Source organism: Affinibrenneria salicis (assembly GCF_008710095.1).
The window spans coordinates 245,719-267,401 of the sequence record NZ_VYKJ01000002.1 but is presented as its reverse complement, the minus strand read 5'-3'; the positions used below and the strand labels follow the sequence as shown (position 1 = coordinate 267,401).

The window sequence follows — 21,683 nt, the reverse complement described above, 5'->3', positions numbered from 1 at the left end:
ATACTCAGCGCGTCAGCGCGGAAAGGTCGATATAGCGAGATAAATCGCGCTGTTCAGGGCGCGGCAAATAAGGGAGTTCGCCCAGCTGCGGCGCCGGAATCTTTTTGCGCAGGGCGTCAATAGTCTGCGCATAGTTGGCCAGCCCGGGGTTTATGCGGTTGGCGACCCAGCCGAGCAACGGCAGCCCGTCGTTGATCACCGCCTGCGCCGTCAGGATCGCGTGGCTGATACAGCCCAGTTTGATGCCGACGACCAGCACGACAGGCAGTTGTTCCTGCACCACCCATTCCGAATAGGGACGCAGATCGTTCATGAGCGTGCGCCAGCCGCCGCTGCCTTCCACAACAACCGTATCGGCGACCTCGCTCAGCTGCTGCAGCCCCTGGGTCATGGTGCAGTAACTGATGCTTTCTTCGCTGGCGCTGATTTCATCCTCTCTGAGCGTAACCGGATTAACGGCGTGATAAGACAACGCCAGTTCCGGCGAGGACGCGGACTGTAATATTAGCGCATCTTTACTGCGCAGCCCGTCCGGCGTATCCACGCCTTCTTTGGCAATGGGTTTATACCCGGCGACTTTACCTGAGCTGGCCAGCGTTTGCAGGAGCGCTTTGGATACTACGGTTTTTCCTACCGCCGTATCGGTGCCTGTGACAAAAATACGATTTACCATGGAAATTGCTCCGGGAGGATCCACCAGGATAGCGTGATTAATCACCGCAAAATATGTTCAGAAGTCAAAATTTTAGGCGATACGGGTAGCCCGCAGCTTGCGTTAGCTCAATGTTTTTGTCGCCGGTTATTATTCCAGATCAAGGGAATAACGGAATGAATGATTAGCCCTGAAGTAATTTCACCAGTAGCGAACCGTTGTACATCGCGTTCTTGACCAGCGCGGCGCCGGGCATGGTGCCCTGGTTAAAGAAGTGCGTCGCTTCCACCTTGATATTCTCGCTGTAGGCCGGCAGCGACTGCTGCTGAATACAGTCGGTAATGACGGGATAAAGGATGCTGGCCGCCCGGTTGAGGGGCGAACCGACCAGAATTTTTTCCGGGTTAAACAGATTGACCATAATGGCGACGATTCGGCCGACGCTATTGCCGACGCCAATAATGATATCGCGCGCCAGGCGATCGCCGTTCAGCGCGGCCTCGCACAGCGCCTCGACCGTCAACGGCGAACCGTGCAGTAACGAGCTCATCGACAGACTCAGCCGCTGCTGCGCCAGTTCCAGCATACTTTCCGTGCTGGCCACCGTTTCCAGGCAGCCGTGATTGCCGCAGTAACAGCGTTTGCCATAGGGGTCCACCTGAGTATGACCGATCTCAACCAGGTTGCGGCTGCCGGCATGCAGAACCTGGCCGGCAGTGATGACGCCGGCCCCGACATGGTGATCGATCACCAGTTGAATCACATCGCGACAGCCGCGCGAGGCGCCATACAGCGCCTCGGCCATGGTCCAGGCGCAGATATCGTGATGCAGGAACACCGGCACGCCAATATGCTGTTCCAGCGCCGGACCGATGGGCATTTCGATTACGTCATAGAACGGCATCCGGTGTATGACCCCGCTGCCTGCGTCAATCAACCCCGGCGCCGTAATGGCGATCGCGGTGAGACGTTCCAGTTGCTTTTGATGGCGAATGAAAAACTGGTCAATTTGATTGACGATGCGCGTCAGCAGCGGTTGTTCGTCCTCTTCCGGCAGCGCCAGCACCTCCTCGACCACCAGTTTACTGCTCAGATCGCGCAGGGCCAGCGTAAGAGAGTGGCGATTTATCCGCCCGGAAAGGTAGTGCCACGCCTCGGTATCAAGCACCAGACCGATAGCCGGCCGACCGCGGCCGCCGGCCTCCTGGTATTCGGTTTCCTGTACCAGGTGCGCTTCCAGCAGTTCACGTACGATTTTGGTGATGCTGGCCGGCGCCAGTTGCGCCAGACGGGAAAGCTCAATACGGGAGATGGGGCCATGCTGATCGATAAGTCGGTATACGGTTCCGGCATTGGTTTGTTTAATCTGGTCGATATGGCCAGGCTGGCTGTCGGCTATCACAAACCCCGCTCCTGTTTTATTTCTCTGGTCGGTGAAAATTAATTTTTCACGCTGCAAAATAAAATAACAAAGCTATGGTGGAGCTTTTACGTTATGCCGTCAAATATTTGATTAGTTATGTGATTTAGCGCACATAATGAGGAAATGATGCGTTCAGAATTAGCGAGATCAACGTCTGTGCGGCCGTACCTGGCGGACGATGGCGATGCGTCACCAGCCAGGCCTCGGTGATGGCGTCCTCCTCGTTCAGATGCAAATATTTCACCCCATCGACCCGGATACGGCGAAATGAGGCCGGCAGGATCGATACGCCCAGCCCGGCGGAAACCAGACCGACGATGGTCATCGCCTCGCCCACTTCCTGCGTGATATACGGACGAATATCGTAACGCTGCATCAGCGCCATGATATCGTCATACAGCCCCGTCCCGCCGTCGCGGGCGAAAAACACAAAGGGTTCCTGCGCCAACTGCAGGATGCTGACGGTATCGCCCGGGCTGGCGGCCAGCGGATGATCTCCATGCACCACCGCGACCAGCGGTTCATGTAACAACAACTGATGAGTCAGCGCCTCGGGTAAACGGTTATTGCGCATAATACCGATATCCAGCCGGCCATCCAGCAGCGGTTCGATCTGCTGTTTGGTATTAATCTCCAGCATGCGGATATGCACTTCCGGGTAGCGCTGACGAAAGGTCAGCAGGCTGCGCGATACCACCTTAATAAAAGGCGCAGAGGAGGTAAAACCGATGGTGAGTTCGCCCACCTCGCCGCGTTGGATGCGAGCCGCCCGGTCTGCGGCCTGGTTGACCTGCGCGATGATGGCCCACGCCTCTTTCAGAAACATGGCGCCCGCCGGCGTTAACCTGACGTTGCGGTTATTCCGCTCAAACAGACGGGCGCCGATCTGTTCTTCCAGAATATGAATTTGCTGGCTCAGCGGCGGCTGGGAAATTCGCAGTCGCTCGGCGGCGCGGCCGAAGTGCAACTCTTCAGCGACGGCGATGAAATAACGCAGGTGACGGAGTTCGATATTCATATTTTTTAAGTATCATTCATTATGATTAATATATTATACAAAAGAATGGCGCTCTTCTATCATCTGCGACACTTTGTGATGTCCGCCATGGACAGGATGTCTCTCCGATGTTCGGTAAGGATGTATTTTGAGTACCCCGCAGCAGTCTGCACCATTAGTTTCCGCCATCGCCACGGTGGCGGCCGACGATGAACACTCCCCGGCTCAGGCCTCCAGTCAGTCATTAACGCCCGCCAAAACGCCCTATATAAAACGCGGCACGCCGCAGTTTATTCGCGTTACTATGGCGCTGTTTTCCGCCGGACTGGCCACCTTCGCGTTACTCTATTGCGTGCAGCCCATCCTGCCGGTACTGTCGCAGGATTTCGGCATTTCACCGGCCAGCGCCAGCCTGTCGCTGTCGGTTTCGACCGTCACCATGGCGTTCGGTTTACTGTTCACCGGCCCGTTGTCCGATTGCGTAGGCCGTAAAAATGTAATGGTGGTTTCCCTGATGCTGGCCGCTATCTGTACGCTGTTCAGCACGCTGATGACCAGCTGGAGCGCCGTTCTGCTGATGCGCGCCATGATTGGTCTGTCGCTGAGCGGCGTAGCCGCGGTCGCCATGAGCTACCTGAGCGAAGAAATCCACCCCAGCGTGCTGGCGTTTTCCATGGGGCTGTATATCAGCGGCAACTCGCTCGGCGGCATGAGCGGCCGCGTGGTGAGCGGCGTACTGACCGACTATTTCCCCTGGCGCGTTTCCGTCGGCGTTATGGGTCTGCTGGCGCTGGCGGCGGCGTTTACCTTCTGGCGCATTCTGCCGGCTTCGCGTCACTTCCGTCCGGGGTCGCTGCGACCACGCGCGTTGCTGATCAATTTTAGACTACAGTGGCGCGACGCCGGTCTGCCGCTGCTGTTTGCCGAAGGTTTTCTGCTGATGGGCGCCTTCGTCACATTGTTTAACTACATCGGCTATCGGCTGCTGGCCGCGCCCTATGGCCTCAACCAGGCGGTGGTCGGCCTGCTGTCGGTGGTCTATTTGACCGGCACCTACAGTTCGCCCAAAGCGGGCGCGCTGACCGCGAAATACGGCCGCGGCCCGGTACTGATCGTCTTTACCGCGATTATGCTGCTGGGCGTACTGCTGACGACGTTCTCGCCGCTGCTGATTATTTTTGCCGGCATGATGCTGTTTACCGCCGGATTCTTTTCGGCTCACGCGGTGGCCAGCGGTTGGATCGGCCAGCGCGCGCGGCGCGCCAAAGGCCAGGCCTCCTCGCTCTATCTGTTCAGCTATTATCTGGGATCCAGCCTGGCCGGTACGCTGGGCGGTGTATTTTGGTATCGCTTTGGCTGGAACGGCATCGTCGTCTTCCTCGCCTGCCTGCTGGGCATCGCCCTGCTGCTCGCCTTGCGGTTGAAAAAACTGCCCTGAAGGCGCATATCCTCAATCTCGCCCACGGCCACTGCCAGACCTTAGCGATCGTGAATTCAACACGGTTGCCGGGGTCTGGTTATTTAGTCAATAGACGTGTATGTTGTAACTAAATCCAAAACCAAAGAGCGGACAATGACCCGATACGACTTGATTGAACGACTCAATCGCTGCTTCAGGCAGCTCGAAGCGGAACTGTTTGCGCTGCGTGATCAATTGCTGACCACGCCTCTGCTGGCCGCCCGGTTGTTTACCCTGCCGCCGGTACTCAAAGGGCACGAACACGATCCTATTCACGCTATCCGGGTCGAAACGCTGGAGGGACCGGCGGCGCTGCGGCCCGGATTACGCCACTTCCACCAGCTGTTTATTCACCATTACCCGGAAAACATCAGTTCAAAGTCGGCGATCCGCCTGCCCGGCGCCCTGTGTTTCGCCGTCGACGCGCGGCAATATCAGCATGTCAGCCAGCGCGTAGCCGACATCAACGCGCTTAAGCAGGAACTGGAACGGATTGTTACCGTCGAAACCGGGCTGGAGCCAGAACAGCGCTTTGAATTCGTACACAGCCACCTGCGCGGGCTAATCACCCTGAGCGCTTATCGGACCATCAACGTGCTGACCGATCCGGCCTCGGTACGCTTCGGCTGGGCCAACAAACACGTGATTAACAATCTGACGCGCGCCGAATTACTGGCCCGGCTGGAAAAAAGCCTGAACGCCGGCCGGGCGGTGGCCCCCTACAGCAAACAGCAGTGGGCCGGGCACATCATGGAGGAAATCGCCCAGGTGAGGCGCCTGCCGGAGAATGCCGTACTCAAGATTAAACGGCCGGTGAAGGTACAGCCGATAGCCCGCGTCTGGTACCCTGCGCAGCAAAAACAGGTGCAGCATCCCTGCCCTTCGCCGCTTATTGTCCTGTGTCAGAGCGATCGCGGCGCACAGGCGCCGGCGATCGGCGTTCTGAATCATTACGATGCGGCCAACGTGCGGCATAAATATAAACCGCAGGCGCAAACGCTGCGGCTGTTGATCCCGCGCCTGCACCTTTATACCGATCAGCCGGAATGAAAGCGCAGCAAAAAACCGACCTTATAGGGGGTAAGGCCGTTCGATTAAGCGTTTTTATACCGAGACGGGGATAAAAATTCTTAGCATGGTTGCTGAGGACATACCGATAAAAAAACGTCACTGCATCTCTGGATCAGCCCGACGTAAGGCGAAATATTTTCTTATCGTTTTTCTTCGGGCTGTAGCCCTACAGGAACAGTCGCCGTCTCCCTGGGCGGTGGTTTACGGCTGACAAAAAAACGCCAGTCATCGTCGACTGGCGTGCTCTGCTGTGCGTATCGGAGGTTACGACTTCATACTGCCGACCATATCCTGCGGGCGCACCCACAGATCAAACTGCTCCCCGGTCAGATAGCCAAGCTTGAGCGCCGAAGCTTTTAGCGTCAGCCCCTCCTTGTGCGCTTTTTTCGCAATCTCGGCCGCTTTATCGTAGCCAATATGCGTATTCAGCGCGGTCACCAGCATCAGCGACTCATTGAGCAACTGATTAATCCGCTCGCGATTCGGTTCGATACCCGTTGCGCAGTGCTCATTAAAGCTCTTGATGCCGTCGGCCAGCAGACGAATCGACTGCAGGAAGTTATGGATCACCATCGGCCGGTAGACATTGAGCTCAAAGTTGCCGCAAGCGCCGCCGATGTTGACGGCGACATCATTCCCCATCACCTGACAGCACAGCATGGTGACGGCTTCGCACTGCGTCGGATTGACCTTGCCGGGCATGATGGAACTGCCCGGTTCATTTTCCGGAATGCTCAGTTCGCCAATGCCGCAACGCGGGCCGGAAGCCAGCCAGCGCACGTCATTGGCGATCTTCATCATCGATGCGGCCAGCCCTTTCAGTGCGCCGTGGCCGTGAACCAGCGCATCGCAGGTGCCGAGCGATTCGAATTTATTCGGCGCGGTCACAAAGGGATGGCCGGTGAGTCTGGCCAGTTCGGCGGCCACGCGCACCGCGTATTCCGGGTGCGTATTAAGCCCGGTCCCCACCGCGGTGCCGCCCAGCGCCAGCTCCGCCAGATGCGGAATGCTGTTTTCGATATGGCGCAGATTATGCGCCAGCATCGCCGCCCAGCCGGAAATTTCCTGCCCGAGCGTCAGCGGCGTGGCGTCCTGCAGATGGGTGCGGCCGATTTTGACAATATCGCTGAACGCCTGCGCCTTGCCGTCCAGCGTATTCAGCAGCGCCTCCAGTTGCGGGATCAGGTGCTCATTGAGCGCGATAACGGCGGCGACGTGCATCGCGGTGGGAAATACATCGTTCGAACTCTGGCTTTTATTCACATCGTCATTCGGGTGCACTCGCCGCGCGTTGCCGCGTTCGCCGCCGAGCAGCTCGCTGGCGCGGTTGGCCAGCACCTCGTTCATGTTCATGTTGCTCTGGGTGCCGGAGCCGGTTTGCCAAATCGCCAGCGGGAATTCGCCCGCATGCTGACCGGCCAGAACTTCATCCGCCGCCTGCACGATGGCATTGCCGCGATCGGCCGGCAGCAGGCCTAAATCCATATTGACGCTGGCCGCGGCGCGTTTCGTCTGCGCCAGTGCATAAATCAGCGCGCGCGGCATTTTTTCTTCGGAAATGCGGAAATGCTCCAGAGAACGCTGCGTCTGGGCGCCCCAAAGTTTATCCGCAGGTACTTCAATCGGTCCCATTGAATCTTTTTCAATGCGCGTGGTTGTCATTACCCTTATCTCCTGTGCGTATTTCATGTCTGACGGTGACGGATCCTGGCGCGCAGGCGAATGCGTGAAGGGCATACCTGATCAGAAGCCAGAATTCAGAGAAACGGCAAACGAACGAATCCTGCGGACATCTGACTAAGTGACGGGAGCGAAAGAGACACCTGCGCACCGGCAACCTGACAGATGGAGGATTTGGTGCCGTTTCCATGTGGCATAGTGACATATAAAACATTAACATTATGCGAGCGAGCCTGGTTTATTGATACTGAAACTTATTTAAGTTTTTATTAACTATTTAATCTGCATAGACAAACAGGGAGTCGCAATGCAAAAAATGCTCAATGGCATTCAGCATTATGCCTGGGGTAGCAAAACCGCGTTAACCGACATGTACGGCATCGACAATCCGCAAAACCTGCCGATGGCCGAACTGTGGATGGGCGCCCACCCGAAAAGCAGTTCACGCGTAGTGGACGCGCAGGGTAATACGGTCAGCCTGCGCGATGCGATCGGACAGGATATCGTCGCCAGCCTCGGGGAAAATATCGCCCGCCGCTTCGGCGAATTGCCTTTTCTGTTTAAAGTGCTCTGTGCGGAACAGCCGCTGTCTATTCAGGTCCACCCCAGCAAGTCGGCGGCCGAAGCCGGCTACGCCAAAGAGAATGCGGCCGGCATCGCGCTGGACGACGCGCAGCGCAACTATAAAGACGCCAACCACAAGCCGGAACTGGTGTTCGCCCTGACGCCGTTCCAGGCGATGAACGGTTTCCGCGAACTGCATGAAATCGCCGCCCTGCTGCAGCCTGTCGCCGGCGCGCACGCCGCGATCCCATCTTTCCTGCTTCAGCCGGACACCCGTAGTCTCGCTACGCTGTTCTCCAGTCTGTTGAGCATGGAAGGCGAGCAGAAGTCGCGCGCCATCGGCGTGCTGAAGGCGGCGCTGAACGGCCGGCAGGGCGAGCCATGGGAAACCATTCGCACCCTGACCCGTTATTACCCCGACGACGGCGGTCTGTTTTCGCCGCTGTTGCTGAACGTAATCACGCTCCAGCCCGGCGAAGCGATGTTTCTTTATGCCGAAACGCCGCACGCCTACTTGCGCGGCGTGGGCCTCGAGGTAATGGCCAATTCGGATAATGTGCTGCGCGCCGGCCTGACGCCCAAATATATAGATATTCCCGAACTGCTGGCCAACGTCAAATTTGCGGAAAAACCGCTCAGTCAGTTGCTGACGGTCCCCGAACGGCGCGGCAATGCGCTACGCTTTCCGATTCCGGTCGATGATTTCGCTTTCTCCCTGCACATGCTGAGCGCACAGCCGGAAACGCTGAGTCAGCAAAGCGCGGCGATTATCTTCTGCGTGGACGGCGAAGCGCAACTGACGTCGCAAGGCAGCGCCATCAGGCTGCAACCGGGCGAGTCCTGCTTTATCGCCGCCGCTGACTCGCCCGTACAGGTCAGCGGGCGCGGCCGGATCGCGCGCGTATTTAATCAGTAACCTAACGACCAACAATTATCCCTGTCGACCGGTTCAGGCCGCTGGCGGGATTTGGATCGCACTCAGAGAAAGGATGAGAAACAAACTATGAAAAAATCGTTGCTGGCCGTCGCGGTGATTGTCGCTGTCGGCGCCGTATGGACCGGCGCCTCATGGTATACCGGCAAACAGATCGAACAACGTATCGATGAGTTCACCCGTCAGGCCAACGAACAAATGCAGGTCAGCGCGCCGACGGCCGGCCTTAAACTGGTGCATCAGGACTATCAGCGCGGCCTGTTCAGCAGTCAGGTACGCTACGTACTGCAGTTTGGCGACAAAACCGATCGGCAGACCAGCGAACAGTCTATTGAGTTCAATGAAACCATCAGTCACGGCCCCTTCCCGCTGGCGCAGTTAAAGCGCTTTAATTTTATTCCGTCGCTGGCTTCCGTGCATTCCGAACTGGCCAACACGCCGCTGGTGAGCAAGCTATTCGAACTGACCAATAATGCGCCGTTCCTGCAGGCCGATACCCGGCTTTCCTGGCAGGGCGATATGGATTCACATATCACCCTGCTGCCGCTGAAACAGGAACAAGGCAAAGAGGCCGGTCTGGAATTCAGCGGCGCCACCCTGCAGGTATCAACCAAAAATGATCTGAGCGAAGGTACGCTATCCGCCGCATTCGATCATTTACAGTTGGTGAATAAAAACGACTGGGGCGAGCAGGAGAAAATCCTGCTTAACAAGTTGAGCGTCGACAGCGTCGCCCACAAAGGAAAATTCGACGTTAGTCTGGGAGAAACGAAGATCTCGCTGGGTGAAATCGCGATGATCGCCGAAGGCGACACTGACCTTCGCCTGAAGGGACTGACCTCCACCGGCACCTTAACCGAGGATGAGACTAGCCTGAACGGCCAGGTCGTGACGACCCTCGCGTCGATGAGCATCAATAAACGCGATTTCGGCGATCTGTCGAGCACGGTGAAATATGGCCCGCTGGACGGTAAGAATACGCAGCAATTCATGACGCAGTACCGTCAGCAGCTTAAACAGGTCATGCAGGCCGGCGACGTCAACGGGCAGGCGAGCTGGGCGGCGCTGTTCGACAATCTGCCGCTGCTGTTAAAATCCAGCCCGACGCTGAGCATCGCCCCCTTCAAATGGAAAAACAGCAAAGGGGAAAGCACGCTTAATCTTACCCTGACGCTGACCGATCCGGCGTCCAGTCCGCTGCCGGCCGATACCCCCGCCGCCACGCCGACCGAACAGTTGATTCGCCGCGCGCTGAAAAACTTCGACGTCAACCTGACGATCTCGCCAGAGATGCTGACCGAATTCCTGTACCAGGGCGGTCTGCTTAGCGAGCCCGACAATGAGCCGGCGGTGCGCCAGCAGGCCGCGCAAAACGTACAGCAGCTAACGGCAATGGGCCAAAGCAACAACCTGCTGACGGTTAAAGACAATATGCTGACCAGCTCGCTGAAGTACACTGACGGCGTGTTCGACCTCAACGGCAACAAGTTCCCGCTGAGTCAGGTGACGCAGCTTCTCGGCCAGTTTTCATTCGGCGGCGCGGCGCCGATGGCCGAGCCAGAGTCTGAGCCGGATGCGGCGCCGCAGCAGCAACCGGCAGAATAAACCTTTACCCTATGGTATCCGACAGCCAGCCTCGCGCTGGCTGTTTTATTATCAATCGGTTAGTTTTTTCCGCAACGGAATGGCAATTCCGGCCTTTTTGTTTTTATACTTCTCAGCATTCGACAGCGAAAAATCATAGCCGATAGATTTTACGGTGACGGCCGCCCGGCGTTGAGTTACTCGCCGCGCCCGAATGCGTCGATACTGCCGCGACCTGAAAAATAACGGCTATTGCTCCGCCTCCCTTTACAAAAAGAGTGCTACATGATTGATTTGCGACTTCCGCTGACTGATATCCACCGTCACCTCGATGGCAATATCCGGGCACAGACCATTCTGGAACTGGGACGTCAGTTTAATATTGCGCTGCCGGCGCAGACGATTGCCGATCTGATTCCCCATGTTCAGATCACCCAGACCGAGCCCGACCTGGTCAGCTTTTTACAAAAGCTCGATTGGGGCGTGGCGGTACTTGGCTCGCTGGAAGCCTGTCGCCGGGTCGCTTATGAAAATGTGGCCGATGCCGCCAATGCCGGACTGGACTACGCCGAACTGCGCTTCTCGCCTTACTACATGGCGCTGAACCACCAGTTGCCGGTACAGGGCGTGGTGGAAGCGGTAGTCGACGGCATCCGCGCCGGCTGCCGCGATTATGATATCGCTATCCGCCTGATTGGCATTCTGAGCCGCACCTTCGGCATTCAGGCCTGTCAGCAGGAGCTGGACGGTTTGCTGGCCTGCCGCGACGAGATTACCGCTCTCGATCTCGCCGGCGACGAACTGGGTTACCCGGGCGAACTGTTTACCAGCCACTTTAAACTCGGGCGCGACGCCGGCTGGCACATCACCGTACACGCCGGCGAAGCCGCCGGCCCGTCCAGCATCTGGCAGGCGATCAATGAACTGGGCGCGGAGCGCATCGGCCACGGCGTGAAGGCGATAGTCGATCCGGCGCTGATGCAGTATATGGCGGAGCACCATATCGGCATTGAATCCTGCCTGACCTCCAACCTGCAAACCAGCACGGTCGACTCGCTGGCCGAACACCCGCTGGTGCATTTCCTGCGCCACGGTATTTCCGCCACCATCAACACCGACGATCCGGCGGTTCAGGGGATTGAAATCGCGCATGAATATCAGGTGGCCGCGCCGCAGGCCGGCCTGACCCGCGACGACATCCGGCAGGCGCAGGAAAACGGTCTGCGGATGGCCTTTCTGAGCGAGCAGGAAAAACGACAGCTGCGGGAAAAGGTACGAGCCAGAGCGGAGAATCGTCAGGGCTGATCGGCCGGGACCGACCGACGGGCGGGGAGCGCGCTCCCCGCCAGTTAGATATTTATTTTTCCGCAGCCTGTTCCGGCTGCACGACCGGTTCTTCACGCGCCAGACGACGCGCATAGCGCTGCGCCAGCGCCGCGCACACCATCAACTGAATCTGGTGAAAAATCATCAGCGGCAGCACCATCGCCCCCACCGCGGACGCGGGAAACAGCACATTCGCCATCGGGATGCCGTTGGCAAGACTTTTCTTGGAGCCGCAGAAGACGATGGTAATTTCATCGGCGGTATTGAAACCGAGCCGCCGCGCCGCCTGTGTATTGATGACCAGAACGATCGTCAGCAGGACCAGCGAGCAGCCGACCACCGACAGCAACGCCCAGCCGTTAATCTGATGCCAGATACCCTGCACCACCGCTTCGCTAAAGGCGACGTAGACCACCAGCAGTATCGATGACCGGTCAGTGATATTAATCAGTTTGCGGTTGCGTTCCACCCAGCCGGCGATCAGCGGGCGCGACAGGTGACCAATCACGAACGGCACCATCAACTGCATGATGATCGAATAAATCGCGTGCAGCACATCAGTCTGACCGCCCTGAGTGTGCATCAGCAAACCGACCAGAATCGGCGACAGGAATACGCCCAGAATACTGGATGCCGATGCGCTGCAGATCGCCGCGGCCACGTTGCCGCCGGCCATCGAGGTGTAGGCAATCGCCGACTGTACCGTCGCCGGCAGCGCGCACAGATACAGAAAGCCGAGATAAAGCGCGGGCGTCAACACGCCAGGCACCAGAACATTCATCCCCAGCCCCAGCAGCGGGAACAGGATAAAGGTACTGGCGAAAACCACCAGATGAAGCCGCCAGTGTCCAATGCCGGAAGCGATAGCCGCACGGGAAAGTTTGGCGCCATGCATAAAAAACAGTAGCGCAATGGCGAAGGTGGTGAAGTGTTCGAAAAACGTTTTTACCTCGCCCTCGCAGGGAAACAGCGAGGCGAGGATCACGACCGTCACCAGCACCAGTAAAAATTTATCAATTCGTAAACGTTGCAACAACCCCATAAAAGCCAACCCCCTGGACAGAAAAAACACAGGCGATCCCGGGATCGCCTGAAAAAAACAGGGATAAACTATCGGCAATTACGCCGGACAGATCTAGTTATTTTTTAATACCAGCGTTTTTTTATGTTCATAAGAGGCCAGCCCCAGCTCAATCAGCTCCATAACCTGAATCGCCTGACGGGCCGGAACCGGGTTATCGCCCTTGCCGTTCAGCGCATCGCGGATCGCCGCATAATAGGCAAGATAGTTACCGGGGAGAGTGGCGATACGCTGTTCGACCATGATGCCGCTCTGATGCAGCGTCAATACGCCATCCTGTCGATCCTGTCCCCAGTCGGGCTGCGCCGGTCGTTCCCCCGCTTTCAGTCGATCTTCCTGCGGATCGGTGCCGAATTTGACAAAACTGCCCTGCGTGCCGTGCACGATATAGCGCGCGGTCGGCGCGGCGGCCATCATACTGGCATGCAGCACCACCCGGCGCTGCGGATAAATCAGCGTGGCGTGAAAATAGTCGGCGGTCTGGCTGCCGGGGCGGATCTGAGCCAGATCGGCGTGCAGCGCGACCGGCAGACCGAACAGCTGCAGCGTCTGGTCGATCAGATGCGGCGCCAGATCGAACCAGATGCCGCTGCCCTCGCCGCTCTGTTCGCGCCAGCGCTGGCGTACTTCCGGCCGAAAACGATCGATGTGCGATTCAAAATAGACCACGTCGCCCAGCTTACCGGCGTGCAGCAGATTCTTTAACGTCAGGAAATCGCTATCCCAGCGGCGGTTGTGAAACACCGACAGCAGCTTGCCGGTGTGTTCAGCCAGGTAGTGCAGTTCACGCGCCTGCGACAGGGTTACAGTGAACGGTTTATCCACCACCACGTGCTTACCGGCCTTCAACGCCTGACGGGCCAGCGGGAAATGGCTGTCGTTGGGCGTGGCGATCACGATCAAATCGAGTTCAGGATCGTCAAACAGCGTATGGGGATCATCGGCCACCCGCACCTGCGACCAGTCGGCGTGCACCTTAGCGGCATCGCGGCTGGTTATCGCCGCCAGCGTCAGCCCGGGCGTGCCGGCAATCAGCGGCGCATGAAATGTTTTACTGGCGTAGCCATAACCCAGCAGACCAACACGAATATTATCAGCCATCGAAGCTCCTCCTGCCTCATTAACTGTCGGTTCAGGCAGTATAGCACCGGCCAGCCGGCGCTCCGCGCGATCCCGCTCTTCTTTTTAACCCCGGTTCATCCGCCGCGGCGCGCGATAAATAAACGCGCCCTTACCCCGCGTGCCCGCCGGCGGTGAAACCGGTTTCACCGCGGCGCGTCTTCCCCGTCTTCGCTCGCGCCTGCGGCGCGCACCGCCCGCCAGACCGCGGTTCAGCGGCAAAACCCGGCGCATATTGCCAATGGCAAAAATAGTTTCTTTTTTCCTTTCGCCCTATAGACAGGGTTTTCCGCTTGCATATACTTAATCGCTTCCACTTATAACGATACTTATATCATTATGACGGTTCACGATTATTTGCTTAAATTCCGCAAAGTTCACACTATGGAAAGTCTGGAAAAGCTGTTTGACCATCTGAATTACTCGCTTACGGATAACAAAGAAATTATCAATATGTATCGTGCCGCCGACCATCGCCGCGCCGAGCTGGTTTCAGGCGGCCGGTTATACGATGTGGGCTGCGTCCCTAAATCGGTCTGGCGCTATGTGATATAACCCCCCGTTTTTCTGCCGTCAACCTTGTTCCTCACCAGTCTCACTCCGACGCCGCCCTGCGGATAAGAGAAATGATTAATTGCGGGCTGTCGCGTATACTGTTGCGGCCCGCACCTCCTCCTCCACAGAGGATCCACCGAAATCTGCTACGGAGCCTGTTGCCTATGTCCGCCCCCGCATCTTCACCACCTATCGGCGGCTGGCTGCTCGCGCCACTGGCCTGGCTGCTGGTTACTCTGCTGAGCGCCAGCCTGATGCTGGCCTTTTATCTGCTGACGCTAATTACGCCGGAAGCGCGCCAGGCCCTGTTCGCCAACGGCGAAACGTTCATGTTGCAGTGGTCTTTGTCGCTGCTGACGACGGCCGCCATCTGGCTGTACAGCGCCTGGCTGGTCTGGCTGTTTTTTCATCGGTCGCGCCGTTTTCCGCGACTGTTTATTCTGTGGCTGATTCTGACGGTGGCGCTGGCGTTAAAAACCTTTGCCTTTTCGCCGGTTACCGATGAGGCGGCTCTGCGCAATCTGTGGCTGCCGCTGCTGGCCGCCGCCATCTTCGCCCCCTATATCTCCCGTTCGCGCCGGGTGAAGGCTACCTTTACCGTCGGGTGAAGCGGCCGGTCGGCGCGCAATCCATCGCTCCGTGCGCAACCGCCGTTCCGCATTATCAATAAGCTTGTTACCGCGATGTTGTCGAAAGCGCGTCAATATCTGATAATAAGCGGGTTTTGTTTATTCAGGCTACGCAATGACCGAATATTTACTGTTGTTCGTCGGAACTATCCTGGTCAATAACTTCGTGTTAGTGAAGTTCCTTGGCCTGTGTCCGTTTATGGGCGTTTCTAAAAAACTGGAAACCGCCATCGGCTTAGGTATGGCCACCACCTTCGTGATGACCGTCGCCTCAATCTGCGCGTGGCTGGTGAATAGCTTTATTCTGCAGCCGCTCGACCTGGCCTGGTTGCGCATCCTGGCGTTTATCCTGGTCTTCGCCGTCGTGGTGCAGTTCACCGAGCTGGCGGTCAGAAAGACCAGCCCGGCGCTTTACCGACTGCTGGGCATCTATCTGCCGCTGATCACCACCAACTGCGCCATTCTCGGCGTTGCGTTGTTAAACGTTAATCAGTCGCACAACTTCCTGCAGTCCACCGTCTACGGTTTTGGCGCCGCGCTGGGTTTCTCTCTGGTGATGGTGCTGTTCGCCGCCCTGCGCGAACGGATCGCCGTAGCGGACGTGCCGGCCCCCTTTCGCGGATCCTCAATTGCGTTGATCACCGCGGGTTTAATGTCGCTGGCCTTCATGGGCTTTACCGGGCTGGTGAAATTCTAATGACGTCTCTGTGGATCGCCGTTGCGGCGTTAACGACGATGGCGCTGCTGTCCGGCCTGCTGTTGGGCTACGCCGCCCGGCGCTTCAGGATCGAAGGCAACCCGATCGTCGAAGAGGTTGAAGCCGCGCTGCCGCAAAGCCAGTGCGGTCAGTGCGGTTACCCCGGATGCCGGCCGTACGCCGAAGCCGTCGCGCTGAACGGAGAATGCATCAATAAATGCGTGCCGGGCGGCGAACCGATGATGCTCAAACTGTCGGAAATGCTCAACGTCGAGCCGCAACCGCTGGACGGCGGCAGTTCGCTCCGCAAGCCTGAGCGAAAAGTCGCCTGGATCGACGAAAGCAGCTGCATTGGCTGCACCAAATGCATTCAGGCCTGCCCGGTCGACGCCATCATCGGCAGCACCCGGGCCGTCCATACCGTGATGAGCGATCTGTGCACCGGCTGCGATCTGTGCGTTTCCCCCTGCCCGACGGACTGCATCGAATTACGCCCAGTGGCGCCGACCACCTCCAGCTGGAAATGGGACCTGAATACCATTCCGGTCCAGATTATTCAGGTGGAAAATCATGTTTAAGCTGTTTGCCGCGCTCAGGAAAGACAAAATCTGGGATTTTGCCGGCGGGATCCATCCTCCTGAGATGAAGATCCGTTCCAGTCGGACGCCGTTGCGTACGGTGCCGCTGCCAGACCACTTTATTATTCCGCTCCGCCAGCACCTGGGGCCGGAAGGCGAGCTGTGCGTCGGCGTCGGCGATAAGGTCCTGCGCGGTCAGCCGTTGACGCGCGGCTACGGGCGTTCGCTGCCGGTGCATGCCCCCACCTCCGGCACCGTCACGGCGATCCGTCCCCACACGACCGCCCATCCCTCGGCGCTGGCGGAGCTCAGCGTTCTGATCGCGCCCGACGGAGAGGACCGCTGGGTCGATCGTCGTCCGCTGGTCGACTACCGTCAACAGCCGGTCGAGGCGCTACTGCAGCATCTGCACCAGGCCGGCATCGCCGGGCTGGGCGGCGCCGGTTTTCCGACGGCGGCCAAACTGCAGGGCGGCCTGCGCGGTATCGAGACACTGATTATCAATGCCGCCGAGTGCGAGCCCTACATTACCGCCGATGACCGGCTGATGCAGGAATGCGCGGCGGACATCGTCCTGGGCATCGATATTCTGGATCATCTGCTGCGGCCGCAGCGCATTCTGATCGGCATTGAGGATAACAAGCCCGAAGCTATTGATGCGTTGAAACGCGCATTATCGGCTTCTGAGCGCATTGAACTGCGGGTCATCCCGACCAAATATCCCTCCGGCGGCGCGAAGCAGCTGACCCGCATTCTGACCGGTAAAGAAGTGCCTTTCGGCCAGCATTCGGCGGCGATTGGCGTGCTGATGCAAAATGTCGGCACCGTTTTTGCGATTAAGCGCGCGGTGATCGACGGCGAGCCGATGACCGAACGCGTCGTCACGCTGACCGGCGAAGCCATCCATCGGCCGGGCAATGTCTGGGCGCGCTTCGGCACGCCGGTACAGCATCTGCTTAATTACGCAGGGTTTGCTTCGGACAATCAGCAACTGGTGATTATGGGCGGTCCGCTGATGGGCTTCACCCTGCCGCTGCTCGATGTGCCGATAGTGAAAATCAGCAACTGTATTCTGGCGCCCTCGCGCAGCGAAATGGGGCAAAACGACGCGGAACAATCCTGTATCCGCTGCAGTCAGTGTGCCGATGCCTGTCCGGCTGGCCTGCTGCCGCAGCAGCTGTACTGGTTCAGCCGCGGCGCCGAACACGAAAAAGCGCGTCAGCATCATCTGTTCGACTGCATTGAATGCGGCGCCTGCGCCTGGGTCTGTCCGAGCAATATTCCGCTGGTGCAATACTACCGGCAGGAAAAGGCGGAGATTCGCTCGCTCGATAGCGAAGCTGAACGGGCGGCGCAGGCGAAAATCCGCTACGACGCGCGACAGGCGCGGCTGGCGCGGGAAAAACTGGCGCGCGAGCAGCGACACCTTCAGGCTGCGGTAAACATCGCGCCGGCCGGGACACCGGCGCAAGCGGCGCGCGCCGGCGCGGCGACGGATAAACCGTCCGACGCCGTTCAGCTCAACGCCCCCCACGAGCAGGCGCAGACGGTCGCGCCGCGCAAAGCGGCGGTGGCGGCCGCTATCGCCCGGGTTAAAGCGGCCCAGGCCGCCGAGCGACAGGAAACAACGGCGGCCGCAGATGCGCCAGCGCAACAACCCGCCGATCCGCGCAAGGCCGCCGTCGCCGCCGCCATCGCCCGCGTTAAGGCCCGCAAGGCGACCCAGGCCGGCGAACAGTCGACCGAAGCCCAGACCTCCCCGGCCGCAGATTCGCCAGCGCAACAACCCGCCGATCCGCGCAAGGCCGCCGCTGCCGCCGCCATCGCCCGCGTTAAGGCCCGCAAAGTGGCCCAGGCCGGCGAACAGTCGACCGAAGCCCAGACCTCCCCGGCCGATGATGCGCCAGTGCAACAACCCGCCGATCCGCGCAAGGCCGCCGTCGCCGCCGCCATCGCCCGCGTTAAGGCCCGCAAGGCCGCCCAGGCCGGCGAACAGTCGACCGAAGCCCAGACCTCTCCGGCCGCTGATGCGCCAGCGCAACAACCTGCCGATCCGCGCAAGGCCGCCGTCGCCGCCGCCATCGCCCGCGTTAAGGCCCGCAAAGCAGCCCAGGCCGGCGAACAGTCGCCCGAAGCACCGACCTCACCGGCCGCTGGTGTGCCAGCGCAACAACCCGCCGATCCGCGCAAGGCCGCCGTCGCCGCCGCCATCGCCCGCGTTAAGGCCCGCAAGGCGGCCCAGGCTGCGGCCGCTCAAATAATGTCTCAGGACGAATAATGGTATTCAGAATCGCGAGCTCTCCCTTTACACATAACCAGCAGAGCACCCGGCGCCTTATGACGCTGGTGATACTGGCCTGCCTTCCCGGCGTGCTGGCGCAGCTATTTTTCTTTGGTTACGGCAATCTGATTCAGATGACGCTGGCGTGCATCAGCGCGCTGATTGCGGAATCGGTGACGCTGTCACTCAGAGGTTATCCGATTAGACGCCACCTGAGCGATAATTCCGCCCTGCTGACGGCAATCCTGCTCGGCATCAGCCTGCCGCCGCTGGCGCCCTGGTGGATGGTCGTGCTGGCGACTTTTTTCGCCATTGTGATCGCCAAACAAATCTACGGCGGCCTGGGACAAAATCCGTTTAACCCGGCCATGATCGGCTATGTGGTATTGCTGATTTCGTTCCCGGTGCCAATGACCAGTTGGCTGCCGCCCGCCTCTCTGCAGACCGTGCCGTTGAGCTTTTACGATACGTTGTTGACTATTTTCAGCGGCCATACCCATGCCGGTCTGAGCGTGCAACAGCTGATGCAGGATGTTGACGGCATCAGCCAGGCAACGCCGCTGGATACGCTCAAAACCGGCCTGAGGACAGGCCAGACCGCGCAACAAATCCAGCAACTGCCGCCGCTGCGCGGTTTTCTCGCCGGGCCAGGCTGGCAGTGGATTAACCTTGGCTTCCTCGCCGGCGGGCTGTTCCTGCTGTGGCGCGGCGTGATCCGCTGGCATATTCCGCTCAGTTTTTTGCTTACGCTGAGCGGTTGCGCACTGTTCGCCTGGCTGCTGGACCCGCAACATTTTGCCTCGCCGTCGCTGCACCTGTTTTCCGGCGCGACCATGCTGGGCGCTTTTTTTATCGCCACCGATCCAGTCACCGCGTCGACCACCAACCGGGGACGGCTGGTTTTCGGCGCGTTAATCGGCTTGCTGGCCTGGCTCATCCGCACCTGGGGCGGCTACCCGGACGGGATCGCTTTCGCCGTGCTGCTGGCGAATATTACCGTGCCGCTGATCGACCATTTCACTCAGCCACGCGCCTATGGCCACCGCCGCTAAGGAATTGCTATGTTAGACACCATGCGTCGCCATGCCGTCACGCTGGCGCTGTTCGCCGCCCTGACCACCGGACTCAGCGCGGTGATTAACCGGATCACCGCGCCGACCATCAGCGAACAAAGCGCCAAACAACAAAAAGCCCTGCTCGATCAGGTGGTGCCGCCGAATCTGTACGACAACGACATGCAGACAGAATGTTACATTGTCACTGACACGGCGCTCGGCAGCGCCGCGCCGCACCGGCTCTACCTGGCGCGCAATAAGGGCGTCGCCGTTGCGGCCGCACTGGAAACCACCGCGCCGGATGGGTATTCTGGCGCTATTCAACTGCTGGTCGGCGCCGACTTTCACGGTACGGTTCTCGGCAGCCGGGTACTGGAACACCATGAAACGCCAGGGCTGGGCGATAAAATCGAGGTGCGCATCTCAGACTGGATCGAGCGTTTCATAAACCAGGTCGTCAAAGGACCGGACGACGTTCGTTGGGCGGTCAGCAAAGAGGGCGGCATGTTCGATCAGTTTACCGGCGCGACCATCACGCCGCGCGCCGTGGTGAATGCGGTAAAACGCAGCGCGTTGTATCTGCAAACCCTGCCGCCTCGGCTGGACACACTGACACCCTGTGGAGAATCATCGTGAACGAAGTAAAAAACCTGTTTGCCCAGGGGATATGGAAAAATAACTCGGCGTTGGTTCAGCTGCTCGGACTCTGCCCGCTGCTGGCCGTTTCGTCCACCGCCACCAATGCGCTGGGGCTGGGGCTGGCCACCACTCTGGTATTGATATGCACCAACGTGGCGGTATCGCTCTTCCGCCGCTGGATCCCGACCGAAATCCGCATTCCAATCTATGTGATGCTGATCGCTTCTATCGTCAGCGCGGTACAGATGCTGATGAATGCCTGGGCTTACGGACTGTATCAGTCGCTCGGCATCTTTATTCCGCTGATCGTGACCAACTGTATCGTTATCGGCCGCGCCGAGGCCTACGCCGCCAGCCATCCGCCGCTGCTGTCCGCGCTGGACGGTCTGGCGATGGGGCTGGGCGCCACGGTGGCGCTGTTTCTGCTGGGCGCGCTGCGTGAAATTGCCGGCAACGGCACGCTGTTCGACGGCGCGGATCTGCTGCTGGGCGACTGGGCCCGCGCGCTGCGGATCGAGGTGATCCACATGGATTACCCCTTCCTGCTCGCCATGCTGCCTCCCGGCGCCTTCATTGGCTTAGGGCTGCTGCTGGCGGCGAAATACGTTATTGACGAAAAAATAAAACAGCGGCGGACGCAGGCCGCGCGTCGCGCCGCGGATTCGTCGTTATCATCCTCATCTTCAGGGATTACCGAGAAAGTCTGATGAACCAGAAAAAACGTCTGGAAATTTTACGCCGCCTGCGCGACGACAACCCTCATCCCACAACCGAATTGCGTTACACGACGCCGTTCGAACTGCTGATTGCCGTACTGCTGTCGGCTCAGGCCACCGACGTCAGCGTCAACAAGGCCACGGCAAAGCTCTACCCGGTGGCCAACACGCCGCAGGCGCTGCTGGATCTGGGCGCGGACGGCATCCGCGACTACATTAAGACCATCGGTCTGTATAACAGCAAAGCGGAGAATATCGTTAAAACCTGCCGTATTTTGCTGGAACAGCATCAGGGTCAGGTGCCCGAGGATCGGGCCGCGCTGGAAGCGCTGCCCGGCGTGGGCCGCAAGACCGCCAACGTGGTGCTGAACACCGCGTTCGGCTGGCCGACCATCGCCGTCGATACGCATATTTTTCGCGTATCCAACCGCACCGGCTTTGCGCCCGGTAAAAATGTCGAACAGGTGGAGGAAAAACTGCTGAAGGTGGTGCCGGCCGAATTTAAAGTGGACTGCCACCACTGGCTGATCCTGCTGGGACGCTACACCTGCATCGCCCGCAAACCGCGCTGCGGCTCCTGCCTGATCGAAGATCTGTGCGAATATCCCGAGAAGGTGTACGGCTGACGCGGACGGCGTCGGCC

Annotated in this window: 20 protein-coding genes; 14 read left to right on the top strand and 6 right to left on the bottom strand. The window is 59.0% G+C overall.

What is annotated here, in order from left to right:
- Positions 1 to 4: 4 nt before the first annotated feature.
- From bioD to FJU30_RS06130, 3 genes are all read right to left on the bottom strand, one after another.
- On the bottom strand, positions 5 to 673 hold the full coding sequence (gene bioD, locus FJU30_RS06140) for a dethiobiotin synthase (RefSeq protein WP_150434103.1): 669 nt from the start codon (positions 671 to 673) through the stop codon (positions 5 to 7).
- Between the two features lie 163 nt (positions 674 to 836).
- On the bottom strand, positions 837 to 2,054 hold the full coding sequence (gene mlc, locus FJU30_RS06135) for a sugar metabolism global transcriptional regulator Mlc (protein ID WP_150434102.1): 1,218 nt from the start codon (positions 2,052 to 2,054) through the stop codon (positions 837 to 839).
- 124 nt (positions 2,055 to 2,178) lie between these two features.
- Positions 2,179 to 3,093 carry a LysR family transcriptional regulator gene (locus tag FJU30_RS06130; protein WP_150434101.1) on the bottom strand — a complete coding sequence of 305 codons (915 nt, stop codon included), beginning with the start codon at positions 3,091 to 3,093 and terminating at the stop codon, positions 2,179 to 2,181.
- 127 nt (positions 3,094 to 3,220) lie between these two features.
- Here FJU30_RS06130 and FJU30_RS06125 point away from each other — a divergent pair, with 127 nt between their 5' ends.
- Both FJU30_RS06125 and tus read left to right on the top strand, forming a co-directional pair.
- Complete coding sequence (locus tag FJU30_RS06125) at positions 3,221 to 4,510, top strand: MFS transporter (RefSeq protein ID WP_150434100.1); 1,290 nt, start codon at positions 3,221 to 3,223, stop codon at positions 4,508 to 4,510.
- A gap of 135 nt (positions 4,511 to 4,645) precedes the next feature.
- Positions 4,646 to 5,581: a DNA replication terminus site-binding protein gene (gene tus / locus FJU30_RS06120; protein WP_150434099.1), complete on the top strand. Its 936-nt coding sequence runs from the start codon at positions 4,646 to 4,648 to the stop codon at positions 5,579 to 5,581.
- 285 nt (positions 5,582 to 5,866) lie between these two features.
- On the opposite strand, the gene fumC is transcribed toward tus, so the two are convergent.
- Positions 5,867 to 7,264, bottom strand: a complete 1,398-nt coding sequence (gene fumC / locus FJU30_RS06115; RefSeq protein WP_150434098.1) for a class II fumarate hydratase — start codon at positions 7,262 to 7,264, stop codon at positions 5,867 to 5,869.
- Positions 7,265 to 7,589: 325 nt separating this feature from the next.
- Between fumC and manA the strand changes: the two genes are divergently transcribed.
- The 3 genes from manA to add all read left to right on the top strand — a co-directional run bounded on the left by manA (position 7,590) and on the right by add (position 11,669).
- On the top strand, positions 7,590 to 8,762 hold the full coding sequence (gene manA, locus FJU30_RS06110; protein WP_150434097.1) for a mannose-6-phosphate isomerase: 1,173 nt from the start codon (positions 7,590 to 7,592) through the stop codon (positions 8,760 to 8,762).
- Positions 8,763 to 8,849: 87 nt separating this feature from the next.
- Positions 8,850 to 10,385 (top strand): YdgA family protein, encoded by a 1,536-nt coding sequence (locus FJU30_RS06105; protein WP_150434096.1) that lies wholly within the window; start codon positions 8,850 to 8,852, stop codon positions 10,383 to 10,385.
- 264 nt (positions 10,386 to 10,649) lie between these two features.
- The gene (gene add / locus FJU30_RS06100) at positions 10,650 to 11,669 is read left to right on the top strand and encodes an adenosine deaminase (RefSeq protein WP_150434095.1); all 1,020 of its coding nucleotides are present in this window, start codon (positions 10,650 to 10,652) and stop codon (positions 11,667 to 11,669) included.
- 52 nt (positions 11,670 to 11,721) lie between these two features.
- On the opposite strand, the gene FJU30_RS06095 is transcribed toward add, so the two are convergent.
- Both FJU30_RS06095 and FJU30_RS06090 read right to left on the bottom strand, forming a co-directional pair.
- Positions 11,722 to 12,732 carry a bile acid:sodium symporter family protein gene (locus FJU30_RS06095; protein ID WP_150434094.1) on the bottom strand — a complete coding sequence of 337 codons (1,011 nt, stop codon included), beginning with the start codon at positions 12,730 to 12,732 and terminating at the stop codon, positions 11,722 to 11,724.
- A 93-nt stretch (positions 12,733 to 12,825) separates the two neighbouring features.
- Positions 12,826 to 13,872: an oxidoreductase gene (locus FJU30_RS06090; protein WP_150434093.1), complete on the bottom strand. Its 1,047-nt coding sequence runs from the start codon at positions 13,870 to 13,872 to the stop codon at positions 12,826 to 12,828.
- Positions 13,873 to 14,229: 357 nt separating this feature from the next.
- Here FJU30_RS06090 and ydgT point away from each other — a divergent pair, with 357 nt between their 5' ends.
- The 9 genes from ydgT to nth all read left to right on the top strand — a co-directional run bounded on the left by ydgT (position 14,230) and on the right by nth (position 21,666).
- Positions 14,230 to 14,445 carry a transcription modulator YdgT gene (gene ydgT, locus FJU30_RS06085; RefSeq protein WP_150434092.1) on the top strand — a complete coding sequence of 72 codons (216 nt, stop codon included), beginning with the start codon at positions 14,230 to 14,232 and terminating at the stop codon, positions 14,443 to 14,445.
- A gap of 164 nt (positions 14,446 to 14,609) precedes the next feature.
- On the top strand, positions 14,610 to 15,053 hold the full coding sequence (locus FJU30_RS06080; protein ID WP_150434091.1) for a DUF2569 domain-containing protein: 444 nt from the start codon (positions 14,610 to 14,612) through the stop codon (positions 15,051 to 15,053).
- Between the two features lie 136 nt (positions 15,054 to 15,189).
- A complete protein-coding gene (rsxA, locus tag FJU30_RS06075) occupies positions 15,190 to 15,771 on the top strand; it encodes an electron transport complex subunit RsxA (RefSeq protein WP_150434090.1) in 582 nt (193 codons plus the stop codon).
- Positions 15,771 to 16,349 (top strand): electron transport complex subunit RsxB, encoded by a 579-nt coding sequence (gene rsxB / locus FJU30_RS06070; protein WP_150434089.1) that lies wholly within the window; start codon positions 15,771 to 15,773, stop codon positions 16,347 to 16,349. The genes rsxA and rsxB overlap by 1 nt, the downstream gene beginning before the upstream one ends.
- On the top strand, positions 16,342 to 18,627 hold the full coding sequence (gene rsxC, locus FJU30_RS06065) for an electron transport complex subunit RsxC (protein ID WP_150434088.1): 2,286 nt from the start codon (positions 16,342 to 16,344) through the stop codon (positions 18,625 to 18,627). The genes rsxB and rsxC overlap by 8 nt, the downstream gene beginning before the upstream one ends.
- The gene (rsxD, locus tag FJU30_RS06060; RefSeq protein WP_150434087.1) at positions 18,627 to 19,682 is read left to right on the top strand and encodes an electron transport complex subunit RsxD; all 1,056 of its coding nucleotides are present in this window, start codon (positions 18,627 to 18,629) and stop codon (positions 19,680 to 19,682) included. The genes rsxC and rsxD overlap by 1 nt, the downstream gene beginning before the upstream one ends.
- 9 nt (positions 19,683 to 19,691) lie before the next feature.
- Entirely contained in the window at positions 19,692 to 20,321 is a 630-nt protein-coding gene (rsxG, locus tag FJU30_RS06055; protein WP_150434086.1) for an electron transport complex subunit RsxG, read from the top strand.
- On the top strand, positions 20,318 to 21,031 hold the full coding sequence (locus FJU30_RS06050; RefSeq protein WP_150434085.1) for an electron transport complex subunit E: 714 nt from the start codon (positions 20,318 to 20,320) through the stop codon (positions 21,029 to 21,031). The genes rsxG and FJU30_RS06050 overlap by 4 nt, the downstream gene beginning before the upstream one ends.
- On the top strand, positions 21,031 to 21,666 hold the full coding sequence (gene nth, locus FJU30_RS06045) for an endonuclease III (RefSeq protein WP_150434084.1): 636 nt from the start codon (positions 21,031 to 21,033) through the stop codon (positions 21,664 to 21,666). Before FJU30_RS06050 ends, nth begins: the two co-directional genes overlap by 1 nt.
- The last annotated feature ends 17 nt before the right edge of the window (positions 21,667 to 21,683 follow it).

Coding starts and splice junctions, on each gene's coding strand:
- manA (WP_150434097.1), top strand. CDS start 7,590: ATGCAAAAAATGCTCAATGGCATTCAGCATTATGCCTGGGGTAGCAAA.
- tus (WP_150434099.1), top strand. CDS start 4,646: ATGACCCGATACGACTTGATTGAACGACTCAATCGCTGCTTCAGGCAG.
- rsxC (WP_150434088.1), top strand. CDS start 16,342: ATGTTTAAGCTGTTTGCCGCGCTCAGGAAAGACAAAATCTGGGATTTT.
- FJU30_RS06080 (WP_150434091.1), top strand. CDS start 14,610: ATGTCCGCCCCCGCATCTTCACCACCTATCGGCGGCTGGCTGCTCGCG.
- add (WP_150434095.1), top strand. CDS start 10,650: ATGATTGATTTGCGACTTCCGCTGACTGATATCCACCGTCACCTCGAT.
- ydgT (WP_150434092.1), top strand. CDS start 14,230: ATGACGGTTCACGATTATTTGCTTAAATTCCGCAAAGTTCACACTATG.
- rsxB (WP_150434089.1), top strand. CDS start 15,771: ATGACGTCTCTGTGGATCGCCGTTGCGGCGTTAACGACGATGGCGCTG.
- rsxA (WP_150434090.1), top strand. CDS start 15,190: ATGACCGAATATTTACTGTTGTTCGTCGGAACTATCCTGGTCAATAAC.
- bioD (WP_150434103.1), bottom strand. CDS start 673: ATGGTAAATCGTATTTTTGTCACAGGCACCGATACGGCGGTAGGAAAA.
- rsxD (WP_150434087.1), top strand. CDS start 18,627: ATGGTATTCAGAATCGCGAGCTCTCCCTTTACACATAACCAGCAGAGC.
- fumC (WP_150434098.1), bottom strand. CDS start 7,264: ATGACAACCACGCGCATTGAAAAAGATTCAATGGGACCGATTGAAGTA.
- FJU30_RS06095 (WP_150434094.1), bottom strand. CDS start 12,732: ATGGGGTTGTTGCAACGTTTACGAATTGATAAATTTTTACTGGTGCTG.
- FJU30_RS06105 (WP_150434096.1), top strand. CDS start 8,850: ATGAAAAAATCGTTGCTGGCCGTCGCGGTGATTGTCGCTGTCGGCGCC.
- rsxG (WP_150434086.1), top strand. CDS start 19,692: ATGTTAGACACCATGCGTCGCCATGCCGTCACGCTGGCGCTGTTCGCC.
- FJU30_RS06130 (WP_150434101.1), bottom strand. CDS start 3,093: ATGAATATCGAACTCCGTCACCTGCGTTATTTCATCGCCGTCGCTGAA.
- nth (WP_150434084.1), top strand. CDS start 21,031: ATGAACCAGAAAAAACGTCTGGAAATTTTACGCCGCCTGCGCGACGAC.
- FJU30_RS06090 (WP_150434093.1), bottom strand. CDS start 13,872: ATGGCTGATAATATTCGTGTTGGTCTGCTGGGTTATGGCTACGCCAGT.